We start from the raw sequence: 14,636 nt of genomic DNA, 5'->3' as shown, positions 1-14,636 counted from the left end.
CGACGGCCTAATCACTGTGTCCGGGGCTGGCGCTATGGTCGACATCGTGGTTGACAACGTCTCGCCTGCCCTCGCGCGCCGCATAGCGCTGGCCGCCCAGGGTTTCGGCCGTCCCCGCCCGGCAGTGGTCGGCACCCGACAGCTCAACGGGCTGATCGATCGCATCAATCTGCTGCAGATCGACTCGGTCAACGTGTTCGAGCGGTCGCACTACCTGCCGGCCTTCGCGCGGCTCGGCAGCTACGACAAGACGTTGCTCGACAACCTCACCTTCAAGGCGGGCGCGCCGCACACCGAGTATTGGGCCCACGAGGCGGCATTCATGCGCCGCGAGGACTGGCCGCTGTTCCAGTGGCGGATGGATGCGCAACGAGAGCGCTACACGCAGCCCGACGGCTGGTTCCAGAGCAACCTCAAGACGGTCGACTGGCTGCGAGCAGAACTCGCGGCGAACGGCCCGCTCACCGCCGGAGAGATCGAGCACGACGCCAACACGCGCAAAGGCCCCTGGTGGGGCTGGTCCGACGTGAAACGGGCGCTCGAGATCATGTTCATCTTCGGTGAGGTGGCCGTCGCCGGCCGCACCCGGTTCCAACGCCGGTACGCGCTGACCGCGGACGTGCTGTCCGCCAACATCCTTGACAACCGCGTCGAGACCCCGGATGCGGTGCGCGAGCTGATCAGGCGCTCGGCCGTCGCGCACGGCATCGGCATGGTGGGCGACCTGGGCGACTACTACCGCATCCGTCGGGCCCCTGCCCTGGCTGCGATCCAAGAGCTCGAAGACGCTGGCGAGCTGCTGCCCGTGGTCGTTCCGGGCTGGCAGCAGGGCGGCAAGCAAGCGAAAGCGTGGCTGCACAAGGATGCGCGTCTCCCCCGCCGCGTGGAGGCGACAGCCCTGCTCTCCCCCTTCGACCCGGTGGTCTGGTACCGCGACCGGGCGCTCAGGATGTTCGACTTCCACTACCGCATCGAGATCTACACACCGCCCGAGAAGCGCATCTTCGGGTACTACACGCTGCCTCTCCTGATCGACGATCGCGTGGTGGGACGTGTCGACCTCAAGAGCGACCGCCAGGCGGGCATCCTGCGGGTCCAGTCGGCGTGGAGCGAGCCCGGAGCCCCAGAGGAGACCATCGAGCGTCTGGTGCCGCTCCTCGAGGAGACGGCGGCCTGGCAGGGTCTGGGCGGCATCGCCGTCGCCGACCGTGGCGATCTCGCACCGGCCCTTGCGACCGCCGTGGCCGCCGCCGGCGCCACTGCCTGACGCGCGCGTCCGGCATCGGGAGCGTCCCGGCCCCGATCGTGACGAAAGGGGTACGATCCGGGACATGACAGACGAGACCGGGATTCCGGACAACCACTACTTGGCCGTGCTCGTGAACCCGGACGGGACGGTGTACGCGGAGATCGTGACGAGCCTGGTCGACGGCAAGCCGGCCGACCCGATCCGCGATGTCACGACCGTCGGCGGGCAGACCGTCGAGAGTGTCTGGCGGCCCTCCGCCGACACCCCGGAAGAGGGTGCCGATTACCGCGTGCTCTACCGGTACGTCGGTACCGGCGAGCTCGACAGCGAAGCGGACGCCGACTCCGCACGCTGAGGCACTCCTAGAAGGTGCTGCCCATCTTCTCGAGCCGTTCGACCCGCTCGGGGATGGGCGGGTGCGTGCTGAACAGGCGGCTCATCAGGCTGGGCTTCAGCGGGTTGGCGATCCAGAGGTGCGCCATCGAGGTGTTCTGCTTGCGCATCGGCCGACCGTAGGCCTCGAGCTTCAGGAGGGCGCTCGCCAGCGCATCCGGGTGCCGGGTGGTCATGGCGCCGGTCGCGTCGGCGAGGTACTCCCGCTGACGCGAGACGGCGAGCTGGATGAGCGTGGCCACCAGCGGGGCGATGATCGCCGCGATCAGCCCGAACACGAGGACGACGGGGTTGCCCCCGTTGTTGTTGTTGCGGTTGCCGCCGAAGAAGGCCATACGCAGGAAGATGTCGGCGATGAAGCCGATCGCCACGGTGAGACCGAAGACGATCATCCCGAGACGGATGTCGTAGTTGCGCACGTGCCCGAGCTCATGCGCCATGACGCCCTCGAGCTCCGCATCCGTCATGATGTCGAGCAGACCGGTGGTGGCGGCGACCGACGCGTGCTGCGGGTCGCGCCCGGTCGCGAACGCATTCGGTGCGGGGTCGTTGACGATGTACACCTGGGGCATGGGAGTGCCCGTGGTGATCGAGAGGTTCTCGACGACGTTCCAGAGGCGCGGGTTGTCGGACTTCTGGATGGGGATCGCCCCCGACATGCTCAGTGCCTCACGGCTGCCCAGGTAGTACTGGAACACGGCGTACAGCACGGCGCCGATGACCACGACCACGAGGATCGTGATGCTCTGGTAGATGACGGCGGCCAGCCAGCCGAGGCCACCGATGATGAGCAGGAACAGCAGGATCGTGATGACCGTATTGCGCTTGTTCCTGGCTATCGCCCGATACATCGCCGACCGTTAGAACTGAACGCGCGGCGGCTCGGCGATCGCCGCGAGGTCGCCGACCTCGAAGAAGTCGCGCTCCGAGAATCCGAGGCGCTTGGCGAAGATGTTGTTGGGGAACACCTTGATCTTGGTGTTCAGTTCACGCACGCCGCCGTTGTAGAACCGGCGCGAGGCCTGGATCTTGTCTTCGGTGTCGACCAAGTCGGCCTGAAGGCGCAGGAAGTTCTGGCTCGCCTGCAGCTGCGGGTACGCCTCCGCGACCGCGAAGATGCTCTTCAGCGCCGTCTGCATGTGGTTCTCCGCCACGGATGCCTCGGCCGGGCCCGTCGCGGACAGGGTCTCTGCGCGTGCCTGCGTGACGGACTCGAACACGCCCTTCTCGTGGGCGGCGTATCCCTTGACCGTTTCGATCAGGTTCGGGATGAGGTCGGCACGACGCTTGAGCTGCACCGTGATGTCGCTCCACGCCTCGTCGACGCGCACCTTGAGGGTGACCAGGGAGTTGTAGGTGGCCCACAGGTAGATCCCGATGATCGCGACGATGACGACAACGATGATGACCGGGATGAGCCATTCCATTTTGGGATACTCCTTGGTGATGGGCACGGAAACTCTCGTGCGACATTCATACTAACCGCGGTGCCCTGTGCTCCCACCGCGTTCCCATGACTCTCAAAGCATCTACCGTGCCCATCGGCAGGAGGCGGTGAGCGGGTGCACAATAGGGCGCATGAGCGAGGTCGCCGAGCGTCGCAAACGGGGCCGCCCGCGCAAGGAGGCGCGGGAGGGCGCATCCGCGCGCGCGGCGATCCTCAAGGCCGCCACCGAGGAGTTCGCCGAGCGCGGGTACGAGGCCGCTTCACTGCGCGCGGTCGCCCGGCGGGCGGGGGTGGATTCCGCCCTGGTGCACCACTATTTCGACGACAAGGCCGACCTGTTCACCGCATCCCTTGAGGCGCCGCTGCGTCCGGATCGCGCGCTCGACGTCATCCTCGCCGGCCCCCGCGAGGAGATCGGCGTGAGCGTGGTGCGCTATCTGCTCGAACGCCTCGAGAACGACAAGGCCAAGTCCCGTGTCGTGGTCATCCTGCGCACCGCGTTGAGCAGCGGGCCGGGCAGCCGGATGCTCAAGGAGTTCCTCGCGCGTGAGATCTTCAGCCGGCTGGCCACGGCTGCCGACGCGGAGGATGCCGAGCTGCGCGCCGACCTCGTCGCATCCCAGCTCGTCGGCCTCATGATGACGCGGTTCGTGCTCAAGCTCGACCCGATCGCCGGCACACCGGTCGAGGAGCTCGCACAGCGCGTGGGCCCGGTGCTGCAGTGGCATCTCTTCGGATATCCGACGGCCGACCTTTCGCCACGCGACCCTTGACCGGGTGAGGAGCGGGGCGAATAATTCATCACATGATGAATTCCTCGTCGTCCGCCTCGGCATCGGGGGTGGCGGTCGCCATCGAAGGCCTCCGGGTGCGTCGCGGACGCACGACGGTTCTCGACGGACTCAGCCTCGACATCCCGCGCGGTCAGGTCGTCGGCCTGCTCGGGCCGAGCGGGTGCGGCAAGACGACGCTCATGCGCGCCATCGTCGGTGTGCAGAGGGTGGCCGGCGGACGCGTCGAGGTTCTCGGCGAACCGGCCGGATCCCCGGCGCTGCGACATCGCGTCGGCTACGTGACCCAGGCGGCGAGCGTCTACGACGACCTCACCGTGCGGCAGAACCTCTCCTACTTCCGGCGCGTTCTCGGTGCCGGCCGCGACGACGTCGCGCGGGCGATCGAGGCCACCGACCTCGGAGCCAACGAAGGCCGGCTCGTCTCCACCCTCTCCGGCGGCGAGCGCAGCAGAGTCTCCCTCGCCGCCGCCCTGCTCGGCTCACCCGACCTCCTCGTGCTCGACGAACCCACCGTCGGCCTCGACCCGCTGCTCCGAGTGGAGCTCTGGACCCTCTTCCATCGCCTCGCCGAGGGTGGCACCAGCCTCCTCATCTCCAGCCACGTGATGGACGAGGCGGCTCGCTGCGATCGGCTCCTGCTCATGCGCGACGGCGACATCCTCGCCGACGAGACCCCCGAAGCCCTGCTGGCCGAGACCGGCGCACCGGATGCCGAGGGCGCGTTCCTGGCGCTCATCCAGCGCCACCACCCGCGGCACGCGCTCGAAGACGCGGGGCCCGAGGACGAGGGCGGTGCCGGAGCATGAACCTCACCCGCACCCTCGCCACCTCGGGCCGAGTGCTCACGCAGATCCGGCACGATCCGCGCACGGTGGCGCTGCTCATCGTGGTGCCGAGTCTGCTGATCGGGCTCGTCGCGTGGATCTTCACCGACACCGACGTCTTCTCCACGATCGGGCCCGCGATGCTGGCACTCTTCCCGTTCATCGTGATGTTCCTCGTGACGAGCATCACCACCCTGCGCGAGCGTCGCACCGGAACCCTCGAACGGCTGTTGTCGATGCCGCTCGGCCGAGCCGACTTCATCGTCGGCTACACGCTCGCCTTCGCACTGCTCGCCATCGTGCAGACCGTGGTCGCGGTCGGGTACGCCGTGTGGGTGTGCGGGCTGGAGATCAAGGGGAGTATCTGGCTGCTGATCGCGGTCGCCCTCGCCGACGCCATCCTCGGTACGACGTTGGGCCTGTTCGTGAGCGCCTTCGCCCGCACCGAGTTCCAGGTCGTGCAGTTCCTTCCTGCGCTCGTCTTTCCGCAGATCCTGCTCGGCGGCATCTTCCTCCCCCGTGACCAGCTGCCCGAGGGCCTCCAGACCATCAGCGACTGGCTCCCCCTCTCCCACGCGATCGACGCCCTCAATGCGGTCGCGAACGACACGGAGGACGCCGCCTACGTCGGCGGCGAGCTCCTCATCATCGGCGCTTTCGCTCTCGCCGCGGTCATCTTCGGCTCCCTCACGCTCCAGCGCCGCACGCCGTAGCCGCGTCTCGCACACCCGGCCACGGAACGAGGGGCGACGACGCAGCGCCGACGCCCCCGAGTGCCCGACACTGGGGGCGGTCGACGCCGCGATCGTTTCGCTGGCGGCATCCGTGGTCGGACGGATGCCGTCAGAGCTCGGCTACGGACGACCCCATTTCCCGACGGGGTCAGCACGAGGGTGGAACAGGGGTGGGACTAGCAGGGAGTGTTCCAGCGAAATGAGAACCTGTCAAGATTCACGCTAGTCACTTCAGTCACACGAGCACCGGTCCGAGGCGACGAAAACTGCGGAAATCCGCGGAATCGCGCGGAAATCCGAGGAGTCCTCATCGGAACCCTGCGGACCCCCGCCACCCGCTTTGGGGGCAGTCCTCACGCCCCCAGCACACGGGCGAGATACTGGTTCGCGAAGAGCCGCTCCGGGTCAAGGCGGGCGCGAACTGCGAGGAAGTCGTCGAAATGCGGATACGCCTCCCGCAGCGAGTCGGCGTCGCGGTAGTGCATCTTCCCCCAGTGGGGCCGTCCGTCGTGAGCCATCATGATGCGCTCGACCTCGCGGAAGTACGGATGCGGGTCCTCCCGGTAGTACCGGTGCACCGCGATGTACCCCGTCTCCCGGCCGTACGCCGTCGACAGCCAATTGCCGTCGGCTGCGGCGGAGCGGACTTCGACGGGGAAGGAGATCCGCCAGCCTCGCGCTTCGATCAGAGCCTTCACCTCGGCGAGCGCGCCCGGCACCGCCTCGCGCGGGAGGGCGTACTCCATCTCGCGGAAGCGCACCGTGCGGTTCGTGACGAAGACGCTCGGGGACGCATCCGTGAAGTCCCGATTGCCCGTGAGTCGCTGAGCGAGTCGGCTGAATGGAGGGATGACGCCAGGCGCTACCGTTCCCACGGCGCAGACCCCCCGGTACAGGCCGTTGGCCAGGAGCTCGTCGTCGATCCAGCGCCCGAATCTCGGCAGCGGTTGCCACGGCGCGGTGGGCGGCAGCCGGGTATTGGTCTTGGTGAGGGCGGTCTCGGTGTGCGGAAACCAGTAGAACTCGAAGTGGTCTTCGCGCGCCGACCGTTCGAGGTAGGTCTCGAGCGTCTCCGCAAGGGGCTCCGGCCGCTCCACCGCGTGGAGCAGGTACGCGGGAACGCACTGGAGGGTGACGTCGACGATCACGCCGAGAGCACCCAGTCCCACCCGTGCGGCGGGCAGCAGCTCCGCATTGGAGCTCTCGCTGATGGTCATCGTCTCGCCGGCACCGGTGACGAGGGTGAGCGCCACGATCTGCGTGGCGAGCCCGCCGAATCCCCCACCCGTTCCATGAGTGCCGGTCGACGTTGCGCCGGCGATGGTCTGCCGGTCGATGTCTCCCATGTTCTCGAGCGCGAGACCGTACGGCCCCAGCAGACGCGGCAGCTCGTGCAGGCGCGTTCCGGCCGCCAGGGTGACCCGGCCGCGTTCCTCGTCGACGGCGAGCACACCGCTGAGATTCGAGAGATCGAGCTGCACGCCCGGGGCGGCCGCGATGCCTGTGAAGCTGTGACCGGCGCCGATCGCCTTGACGCGTATCCCCTGCCGCGCGGCAGCCGTGACGGCACGCTCGACCGCCGAGGCGTCCGCCGGCCGCTCCACCCGCGCGGGCCTGATCTTCTCCGTGCGCGCCCAGTTGCGCCACACGGCTCCCGTCGCCGTCACAGGAAGGCTTTCCCCTCGCCGCGGTAGGTGGGCGTCGCCCCGACGATCGCGGGCGCCCTCCCCTCGACCGTGTCGACCAGGTGGAACTCGTTGACGTGCTCGCTCAGCTCGCCGGACTTGGTGTGCCGGAGCCAGACCCGATCGCCGACGCGCAGGATCCCGGCCGCCACACCGGTGAGCGGTGTCTGCACCTCGCCGGCCATCTCGCGTTCGACCATCTTGAGCCCGGTCGGCCAGGAGACCTGCGGCAGCCGGTCTTCACCCGGGGGCCCGGATGCGATCCAGCCGCCACCCAGCAGCGTCGCGGTGTCGGGGCCGGGGCGCCGCACCACGGAGAGCGCGAACGATGCCGCCGGGGCGGGCCGGAACGACCGGTAGGTGTCGAAGAGGTGGCCGCCGAACAACCCGCTGCCCGCCGCGATCTCGGTCACCGACTCGTCGGAGGCGGTGAACTCGAGCGAGCCCGTTCCCCCGCCATTGACGAACTCAAGGTCGGCCAACTCGCGCACGCCTGCGACGGCCCGGGAGCGCCGCTCGATCAGCTCGGCCTTCGAGCTCTTCTGCATCCAGCGCAGGGTCGCACCCCACGCAGGTCGTCCGTGCGGCCTGTCCCCCTGGCCGGCGATCTGCGCCTCGTACCCCATCATGCCGACCAGCGAGAATCCAGGACGCTTGACGATGGCCGCCGCGAGCGTCCGCGCGGCTTCCGGACTGTAGACCGGGGACCGCCACACGCCGATGTGCCCGAGTACCGGGCTCTGCCACGACGAGTCGAGTTCGAGGCAGAGCCGGATCGTCTCCCGGTCGCCCGGTGCGATCACGGCGTCGATGAAGTCGAGCTGCGCGAGCGAGTCCACCATCAGCGTCACACGCGACGCCAGCTCGGGCGACGTCGCGAGCCGGTAGATCGCCGACCGGTCGGCGGTCGGGTAGCCGACCACCACATCCTCGATCGCCGGATGCTCGTCATCGCCCACCGCGAGCCACAGCGCCTCGGGCAGGGTGTACGCCAGCACGCCGTGGTATCCCGGTACCGCGAGCACTGCATCGAGCACACTGCGCACCCGCACCGACTTGGAGGCGACCCTGATGGGCTTGCCTGCTGCCCGGCGCAGCATGTCGTGCGTGTTGTGGCGCAGCGCCGGCAGGTGCAGCACCGCGAGGGCAGGATCGAGTCGGGCGGTCGCGGCGGAGAGTGCCGGCCAGAAGGTGTCGGGCGCGGTCCAGGTACGTTCGGCCGGGGCCGGCTTGGTGGACAGGTCGATGGGCACTAGCGCACTGCTTTCACTCGGGCGACCGCGAGAGCACCCGCGAACGCGAAGACACCGGACATGACGAAGAGGCCCACGAAGCCGCCGAGCATGGCCACGAGACCGGCGCCGATGAGCGGCGCGAGCGCCTGCGGCACGGCGGTGGCGATGTTCATGATGCCGAGATCCTTGCCCCGGTTCTCGGGATCGGGGAGCACCTGGGTGGCGAGCGCCTGGTCGACGGACAGGAAGCATCCGTAGCCGAGGCCGAGGAGGGCGGCGGCGACCATCGCGACGGTGAGGTCGGGAACGAAGGCGAGCAGGAGCGCGGCAACGCCCTGGATGGCCGAGGAGACGAAGACGAAGGCCTTTCGCCGGCCGATCCGGTCGGACCAGTAGCCGACCAGCAGGGAGGCGAGGATCACGAACACCGTGTAGATGAGGATGAGCACGAGCAGGTCGTCGTCGGCGTTCTTGTCGTGCAGACCGAACTTCAGGAAGTACAGCAGCAGTGTGGTTCCGAACGCGTTACCGAAGTTGACGAGGATGCGGCTCAGCAGCGTCCACCCGAAGTCGGGATGCTGGCGCGGGCTGATCCACAGGCTCTCGACGATCGCACCGAACGTCATCCGCTGCCTGAGCTCCTTCGGGAGCACCGCATCCGGAAGGAAGAGGAAGGGGGTGACGAGCACCAGCAGCAGCACCGCCATCGCCGCGTAGCCGAAGAGCGCCCCGACGAAGACGTACGTGACGAGCACGACGCCGAGGACGATGCCGATCGCCTGAGGAGCGCTCAGCCATCCGGAGACGTAACCGCGCTGGTCGACCGGCACCTGGTCGCTGATCGTCGCCGTCAGCGCGGCGGTGAGGATGCAGAATCCGGTGAGGGCGAGCGACCAGAACACCCCGATCCCCACGATCGTGGTCTGCGCGCCGAGCAGGATGAGCGACACCGCGAAGACGACCGCCCCGACGGCGATCCACGGACGCCGACGCCCGAACCGGCTGGTCGTGCGGTCGGAGAGCGCCCCGGTGAGCGGGTACGCGACGATCGCGCACACGCCCGAGATCCCCGAGATGATGCCGAACGCGATGACATTGTCGACCCAGTAGGTCGTGTTCAGCTCGGCCTGGATCTGGTCGGGCAGCAGTTTCTGGATGGGCGCGAGCTGCGCCATCCAGATTCCGAGCCAGGCGATCGCGAAGAACGCTATCCATCGCGAGGTGACGCGGCGGGTCGGCTCGGCGTATACCGCCGGGGTGATGGTCTGGGTCATCGTGTCCTCGCGTTCGGGATGGGGGCATCCGGGTTCGGGATGGGGGCGAGTGGTGCACGTGCGGGTGTTGCGAGATCCGCCACCGCGTCGGCGGCGAAGTCCATGGTCGCGGCGGCGGCCGCGTCGTCGCGGGTGACCAGCCACGCGATGGTGAGGCCGTCGGTGAGCGTCACGAGCATCCGTGCGATCTCGGCGGTCGGGCGGCTCCAGTCGTTGCCGGTGATCTCGGCGGCGGCCACGAGCGCGTTCTCCGCGACAGCGAAGTAGCGGTCGTACTGGCGGCGGGCGAGCGGTTCGAAGCCCGGCTCGCGAAGCGCCCACTGGGTGAGCTCGAACATCGCCTTCTCGCGGTCGGGGTCCGCGCGCACCACGTCGAAGTAGTGCTGGAGCCCGACGCGGACGGTCTCGCGCATGGTCGCGCCGCCGTCGACGGGCTGGAGCACGGGCGCGAAGGCCGACTCCTCTCCGTCGACCACGGCGTTGATCAGTTCGACCATCAGTTCGTCGCGGGAGGTGAACGCGTAGTGGAAGCTCGCCAGCGACATCCCGGCTTCGGCGACGATCGCCCGCGTGGTGGCCGCCGCGACTCCATCCCGGGCGACGACGCGCACGGCTGCATGCACCAGGGCGGCGCGGCGTTCGACGGCGGGGATGCGGGGCATCGGGCTCCTGCTCGGACGGCTCTGTCCGCGCAACGTCGCGCGCACAAGTGGGACGGTTGACCCAGATCACAGTATGCCGTAAATCCGGCCCGGTGGTTTGACACCCGCCGCCGGCTCCCCCTGGAATGGGGTGGAATGCTCCGTTTTGCGTCAGATGTTTCGCCACCAGTCCGGTCGAGGGGGTCGACCGGACTGCTTCTCTGCGCACTGGCGGTCACCCTCATCAGTCTCGCGCTCGTCTCGGCGGGCGCCTCCCCCGCACGAGCGGACACTCCGCTGCCCCCGTCGCCGACGGCCCGTACCGCGGCGCCGTCCGAAACACCCTCGGCCACCCCGACCCCGGCCGTCCCGACGATCGATGACCTGGGCGATCGCCTCGCACACTTCCCCCTCCCGGTGACCGGAACGAGCGAACCCGGTGACCACCTCGAGATCTCCGGCGCGTCCGGCAGCAACAGCTGCCGGGCGACCGTCGCGCGCGATGGAACGTGGGAGTGCTCACTCCGCGGCCTCCCCGACGGCCCAGCGATCGTGGTCCGAGCCGTCTCCCTCGACACCGGCGCCAGCGCGCCGACCCGCACGATCGCCGTACTCTCGCCGCCGAGCATCTCGTCTCCGGCTGGCGGTCTCGTGACCGGCGGCGGCATCCGGGGCACTGCATACCCCGGCGCCACGGTGACCGTCCGCGCCAGCAACGGCTCCGGATGCTCGTTCCCCGCCGATTCCACCGGGTCGTGGGGATGCGTGCTCGCCCCTGCAGCATCGGGTCGGTTCACCGTGACCGCGACGCAACGCGCACCGTCACCGTTCCCGGCCGAGGACTCACTGTCGGGTCCTGCCGTGCCCGTGACGGTGGACACGAATCCCCCGTCGGCGCCGACGATCACGACACCGGGTGCGACGAGCATCCCCTCCGGCGATCCGCTCACCATCGGCGGCGCGGGAGAGACGGGCGCGACCGTCACGGTGTACGCCAGCAACGACAGCGGGAGCTCGATGGTCTGCACCGCGACGGTTCAGGGCGCATCCTGGAGCTGCGTGGGCTCGATGCCGCCGGGCAGCTATCTCGTCAACGCCCTGCAAGAGGATGCGGCGGGCAACGTGAGTGCTGCCGGCAACGCAGTGTCCATCCAGTTCACGGCACCTCGTCCGCTGCCGGACGCGAAGCCCGCACCGTCGTCTCCGTCGAAGAGCCCGACGGCGACGCCCAGCCCTGCCGTTCCGCTTCCGCCCGGCACGACTCCCCCGAACTCGTCCGGTCCGAGCAGCGGGCCGCGGCTTCCCGGGATGCCGGACTGGATGGGGACTCCATTCACCACGGCGTCCGCGCCCGTCGTCACCGCCGAGGCCTTCCCGGGATGGCTGCGCTCCCTCGTACTCGCGGTCGCCGCGCTCCTTCTACTGGCCCTTCCGGCCCGCCTGCTCGCCGCCACGATCGGGCGCAACGGCGCCGACGGGCGCGGCCGTCGCGGCCAGGCGGGGATCTTCGGGCGCAACCGCAGCACCGCCGAGATCCGGGACGCGGAGGCGCGCCTCCCTACGCGGGGCACGTCGGCACCAGGTACCGCCACGGGCACGGTGAGCAGCGCAGCGACCGATGCCGCCGCCGTGAGCACCGCATCCCTCAACCGGTGGTCGATCGGTGCGGCCTTCGCGGCGGCGGCGGGGCTCGTCACGCTGTCGAGTCCGGTCGACGACGCCGCCGCGTACGTGCGAGTCATCCTCGCGATCGCACTGGGGCTGCTCGCGGTGAACGCAGCGTGGGCTGGAATCGCCCGCTGGGCCGCGCCGCACCTGGCGGGTCGATCGGCCCGGTTCGTGCTGCGCCCGTGGTACCTCGTCGTCATCGGCTCCGCCGCCGTCGGCTCACGTCTGCTCGGGCTTCAGCCGGCGCTGCTGTTCGGCCTGTTGCTGGGCGTGGTGCTGGTCGAGGGCGCCGGGCGGGTCGCCCGCGGACGGGTGGCGGCGGTCCAGGTCGCCGCGATCGCCGCTCTCGGCGTGCTCGCCTGGCTGGCTGTCGGCATTCTGCCCAAACCGACAGGGGTCGTCTCGGCGTTCGCGGTCGAACTCGCCAACGCGATCTCCCTGCTCGGCCTGGGCTCGGCCGCTGTCTCACTCCTCCCCGTCGGGGGACTCGCCGGGCGCGCCGTGTTCCAGTGGTCGCGTCTCGCATGGGTCGGCCTGAGCCTGATCGTGTACACCCTGCTCTTCGCGCTGCTGCTGCCGGTCGCATCCCTCGTCGAGACCGGTCAGGGCACGGTCGTGCTCATCCTCGCCGCCGTCGGATTCGCCGCGCTCAGCGTCTGCATCTGGCTCTGGGAGCGCTTCGTCGAGCCCGCGCGCCAGTAGCCGGCGAGACCTCAAACCGTATCGACGTAGAACCAGCTCCCGCCCTCGCGCACGAAACGCGAGACCTCCTCCTGCACACCCGCCTCATCACCCTTGTAGTAGGCGCGGAAGTGCACGATGCCGTCACGATCGAACGGCCCGCCTCGCTCGGTGCGGACGATGTCGAGGCGGTACCAGCGCATCCGGGGGTCCAGCTCGAGCTCATCCGGCCGAGTCGACGGGTGCCAGCTGCGGAGCAGGTACGGCTCGTCGCCGAGAGCGAACGCCGAGAACCGGGACCGCATCAGCCTTTCGGCGGTCGGAGCGGCGACGTCGCCCCGATGCAGCGGGCCGCAGCACACGTCGTAGGTCTCACCGCTGGAGCAGGGGCAGCGAACCGGATGCGCGGCTGAACTCATCCGTCGAGCGTACCCGTCCCGAGGCAACCGCGGCCGGACACGGCGACGCGAGAGGACCGCCGGCCATCGCCGCCCGGCGGGCGGTCGTCCCGAGACCGCTGCCGCCGTGGCGGTGTGGCCCGACCGACGCCCGCCGGAAGGAAAGACCCGGCGCGGCCTCCTTCGGGGGGATCTCAGGGGCCGCTGCCGGGTCAGGTGGACACCACACCAGATCGGGCGTCTGAATAAATTGTGCGCCGCCGTCTTGAGCGACGGCTTGGGGCGGGCTGAAGGTTCTTACACGGTGATGGGCGACCACACTCAGACACGCCGACTCACGTGTGGTTGGCGACCTCGCCCGCTTGCACGACGCAGAAGCGGTTCCCGTCGGGATCGGCGAGCACCACGTAGTCCGCATCGTCGGGGTACTCCCACGTCACCCGGTTCGCGCCGAGCCCGAGCAGCCGTTCGACCTCGTCGGCCTGATCGAAGGCATAGAGATCGAGATGGTGTCGCTGGTGATCCTCGGGCGTCGAGGTGACCTGGGTGATCGCGAACTGGGGGCCGTGCCCCTCGCGCGGCACCAGGATCGCCCAGTCGACGTCGGGTTCGTACAGAGGGCGGTAGCCGATGGCCTCGGTCCAGAACGCGATGGCGCGCGGAACGTCCTGAACACCCCAGACGATGGAACCGATCCGGATCATCCGCCCAGTATCCGCCTCCCGCCGCCGAGGCTCAACCACCGACCTCGCGCGGGTGTAACGTACGTGCCATGGCTGGATTGCTCATCGGGATCATTTGGTTCTTCATCGTCGTCGGCGGCGTTCTCGCTCTGTCGGCCCTCGTTCAGATGATCAGGTCGCCGTTCCGCGACAAGTGATCCGCCGCGCCCCGGATTCGCGGGGCGGTCAGGTCAGCGCAGCCCCGCGATGAACAGGTTGAGCACCCGCCGCAGATCGTCGCGGCTGTAACCGCTCTTATTGGCTGCCCACGCCAGTGAGCTCGCGAACACGAAGAGGTCGTCGGCGTTCACATCCGACCGCACGGCGCCCGCGGCTTGTGCCCGCTTCAGGAGGCTCGCGGTCGCGTCCTTCATCATGCTGCAGGGCGCCGTGAGCGGTGAGGTGGTGTCATTGACGGCTTCGGCGACCGAGTCGGGCAACCCGTCGTAGCTGCTGAGGTGGCGTGCGAGTTCGATCAGCCAGTCGTTGAGTGCTTCGCCGGCGTCGTCGCGGGCGAGCAGCTCCTCCGCACTCTGATCGAGACCCTGCCGGCTCTCGACGAGAGCGGCGGCCAGGAGGCAGTCGCGGTTCGGGAAATGGCGGTAGAGCGTTCCCGCCCCTACGCCGGCTCGCTTGGCGATGTCGTCCAGCGAGGTCTGCACGCCGTGCTCGCTGAACGCCTCGCAGGCGATCTCGACGATGCGGTCGTAGTTGCGTTGCGCATCCGCGCGCAGGGGCTTGACCTGGGTCACGGTCTCACCGGCCACTTGAGGTTCCTTTCGCAAGATTTCACTTCGTCGTCGTTGACAAAGCGGAGACAGTCTCCGTATTGTTGATCACTCAAGAGGAGAGTCTCTCCGATTACCAGCATAGCCCTGCGAGAAACGGATG

General features: G+C 68.9%; 15 protein-coding genes. 6 read left to right on the top strand and 9 right to left on the bottom strand.

What is annotated here, in order from left to right; translation table 11 throughout:
- The first annotated feature begins 46 nt into the window (after positions 1 to 46).
- Both ACFVV0_RS12220 and ACFVV0_RS12215 read left to right on the top strand, forming a co-directional pair.
- Positions 47 to 1,267, top strand: a complete 1,221-nt coding sequence (locus ACFVV0_RS12220; RefSeq protein ID WP_387063096.1) for a winged helix-turn-helix domain-containing protein — start codon at positions 47 to 49, stop codon at positions 1,265 to 1,267.
- A 64-nt stretch (positions 1,268 to 1,331) separates the two neighbouring features.
- Positions 1,332 to 1,604, top strand: coding sequence for a hypothetical protein (locus ACFVV0_RS12215; protein ID WP_387063093.1), 273 nt, complete (start codon positions 1,332 to 1,334; stop codon positions 1,602 to 1,604).
- Between the two features lie 7 nt (positions 1,605 to 1,611).
- On the opposite strand, the gene ACFVV0_RS12210 is transcribed toward ACFVV0_RS12215, so the two are convergent.
- Positions 1,612 to 2,493, bottom strand: coding sequence for a M48 family metallopeptidase (locus ACFVV0_RS12210; RefSeq protein WP_387063090.1), 882 nt, complete (start codon positions 2,491 to 2,493; stop codon positions 1,612 to 1,614).
- A gap of 9 nt (positions 2,494 to 2,502) precedes the next feature.
- A complete protein-coding gene (locus ACFVV0_RS12205; RefSeq protein ID WP_387063088.1) occupies positions 2,503 to 3,069 on the bottom strand; it encodes a LemA family protein in 567 nt (188 codons plus the stop codon).
- A 151-nt stretch (positions 3,070 to 3,220) separates the two neighbouring features.
- On the opposite strand from ACFVV0_RS12205, the gene ACFVV0_RS12200 reads away from it, so the two are divergent.
- Genes ACFVV0_RS12200 through ACFVV0_RS12190 form a run of 3 tightly spaced genes read left to right on the top strand, consistent with a single transcriptional unit; the run spans position 3,221 to position 5,420 of the window.
- Positions 3,221 to 3,862, top strand: a complete 642-nt coding sequence (locus ACFVV0_RS12200) for a TetR family transcriptional regulator (protein WP_387063086.1) — start codon at positions 3,221 to 3,223, stop codon at positions 3,860 to 3,862.
- A gap of 32 nt (positions 3,863 to 3,894) precedes the next feature.
- The gene (locus tag ACFVV0_RS12195) at positions 3,895 to 4,689 is read left to right on the top strand and encodes an ABC transporter ATP-binding protein (protein WP_387063083.1); all 795 of its coding nucleotides are present in this window, start codon (positions 3,895 to 3,897) and stop codon (positions 4,687 to 4,689) included.
- Positions 4,686 to 5,420 carry an ABC transporter permease gene (locus ACFVV0_RS12190; RefSeq protein ID WP_387063080.1) on the top strand — a complete coding sequence of 245 codons (735 nt, stop codon included), beginning with the start codon at positions 4,686 to 4,688 and terminating at the stop codon, positions 5,418 to 5,420. The genes ACFVV0_RS12195 and ACFVV0_RS12190 overlap by 4 nt, the downstream gene beginning before the upstream one ends.
- A gap of 374 nt (positions 5,421 to 5,794) precedes the next feature.
- On the opposite strand, the gene ACFVV0_RS12185 is transcribed toward ACFVV0_RS12190, so the two are convergent.
- Genes ACFVV0_RS12185 through ACFVV0_RS12170 form a run of 4 tightly spaced genes read right to left on the bottom strand, consistent with a single transcriptional unit; the run spans position 5,795 to position 10,297 of the window.
- Positions 5,795 to 7,108 carry a D-arabinono-1,4-lactone oxidase gene (locus ACFVV0_RS12185; protein ID WP_387063077.1) on the bottom strand — a complete coding sequence of 438 codons (1,314 nt, stop codon included), beginning with the start codon at positions 7,106 to 7,108 and terminating at the stop codon, positions 5,795 to 5,797.
- The gene (locus tag ACFVV0_RS12180) at positions 7,105 to 8,379 is read right to left on the bottom strand and encodes an amino acid deaminase/aldolase (RefSeq protein WP_387063074.1); all 1,275 of its coding nucleotides are present in this window, start codon (positions 8,377 to 8,379) and stop codon (positions 7,105 to 7,107) included. The genes ACFVV0_RS12185 and ACFVV0_RS12180 overlap by 4 nt, the downstream gene beginning before the upstream one ends.
- Positions 8,379 to 9,635 (bottom strand): MFS transporter, encoded by a 1,257-nt coding sequence (locus tag ACFVV0_RS12175; protein WP_387063071.1) that lies wholly within the window; start codon positions 9,633 to 9,635, stop codon positions 8,379 to 8,381. Before ACFVV0_RS12175 ends, ACFVV0_RS12180 begins: the two co-directional genes overlap by 1 nt.
- A complete protein-coding gene (locus ACFVV0_RS12170) occupies positions 9,632 to 10,297 on the bottom strand; it encodes a TetR/AcrR family transcriptional regulator (protein WP_387063068.1) in 666 nt (221 codons plus the stop codon). The genes ACFVV0_RS12175 and ACFVV0_RS12170 overlap by 4 nt, the downstream gene beginning before the upstream one ends.
- A gap of 396 nt (positions 10,298 to 10,693) precedes the next feature.
- Between ACFVV0_RS12170 and ACFVV0_RS12165 the strand changes: the two genes are divergently transcribed.
- Entirely contained in the window at positions 10,694 to 12,646 is a 1,953-nt protein-coding gene (locus ACFVV0_RS12165; RefSeq protein ID WP_387063065.1) for a hypothetical protein, read from the top strand.
- Positions 12,647 to 12,657: 11 nt separating this feature from the next.
- Here ACFVV0_RS12165 and ACFVV0_RS12160 read toward each other — a convergent pair whose 3' ends face one another.
- From ACFVV0_RS12160 to ACFVV0_RS12150, 3 genes are all read right to left on the bottom strand, one after another.
- Positions 12,658 to 13,044, bottom strand: coding sequence for a YchJ family protein (locus ACFVV0_RS12160; protein WP_387063062.1), 387 nt, complete (start codon positions 13,042 to 13,044; stop codon positions 12,658 to 12,660).
- 314 nt (positions 13,045 to 13,358) lie between these two features.
- A complete protein-coding gene (locus ACFVV0_RS12155) occupies positions 13,359 to 13,727 on the bottom strand; it encodes a VOC family protein (RefSeq protein ID WP_387063059.1) in 369 nt (122 codons plus the stop codon).
- 209 nt (positions 13,728 to 13,936) lie between these two features.
- On the bottom strand, positions 13,937 to 14,512 hold the full coding sequence (locus ACFVV0_RS12150; RefSeq protein ID WP_387063056.1) for a TetR/AcrR family transcriptional regulator: 576 nt from the start codon (positions 14,510 to 14,512) through the stop codon (positions 13,937 to 13,939).
- Positions 14,513 to 14,636 lie beyond the last annotated feature (124 nt).

The organism is Leifsonia sp. NPDC058230 (assembly GCF_042882245.1).
GTDB lineage: Bacteria > Actinomycetota > Actinomycetes > Actinomycetales > Microbacteriaceae > Leifsonia.
Note: the sequence above shows the minus strand (reverse complement) of the source record. Positions and strands in the feature narration are given on the sequence as shown.

Coding starts and splice junctions, on each gene's coding strand:
- ACFVV0_RS12195 (WP_387063083.1), top strand. CDS start 3,895: ATGATGAATTCCTCGTCGTCCGCCTCGGCATCGGGGGTGGCGGTCGCC.
- ACFVV0_RS12160 (WP_387063062.1), bottom strand. CDS start 13,044: ATGAGTTCAGCCGCGCATCCGGTTCGCTGCCCCTGCTCCAGCGGTGAG.
- ACFVV0_RS12205 (WP_387063088.1), bottom strand. CDS start 3,069: ATGGAATGGCTCATCCCGGTCATCATCGTTGTCGTCATCGTCGCGATC.
- ACFVV0_RS12200 (WP_387063086.1), top strand. CDS start 3,221: ATGAGCGAGGTCGCCGAGCGTCGCAAACGGGGCCGCCCGCGCAAGGAG.
- ACFVV0_RS12175 (WP_387063071.1), bottom strand. CDS start 9,635: ATGACCCAGACCATCACCCCGGCGGTATACGCCGAGCCGACCCGCCGC.
- ACFVV0_RS12215 (WP_387063093.1), top strand. CDS start 1,332: ATGACAGACGAGACCGGGATTCCGGACAACCACTACTTGGCCGTGCTC.
- ACFVV0_RS12190 (WP_387063080.1), top strand. CDS start 4,686: ATGAACCTCACCCGCACCCTCGCCACCTCGGGCCGAGTGCTCACGCAG.
- ACFVV0_RS12210 (WP_387063090.1), bottom strand. CDS start 2,493: ATGTATCGGGCGATAGCCAGGAACAAGCGCAATACGGTCATCACGATC.
- ACFVV0_RS12170 (WP_387063068.1), bottom strand. CDS start 10,297: ATGCCCCGCATCCCCGCCGTCGAACGCCGCGCCGCCCTGGTGCATGCA.
- ACFVV0_RS12155 (WP_387063059.1), bottom strand. CDS start 13,727: ATGATCCGGATCGGTTCCATCGTCTGGGGTGTTCAGGACGTTCCGCGC.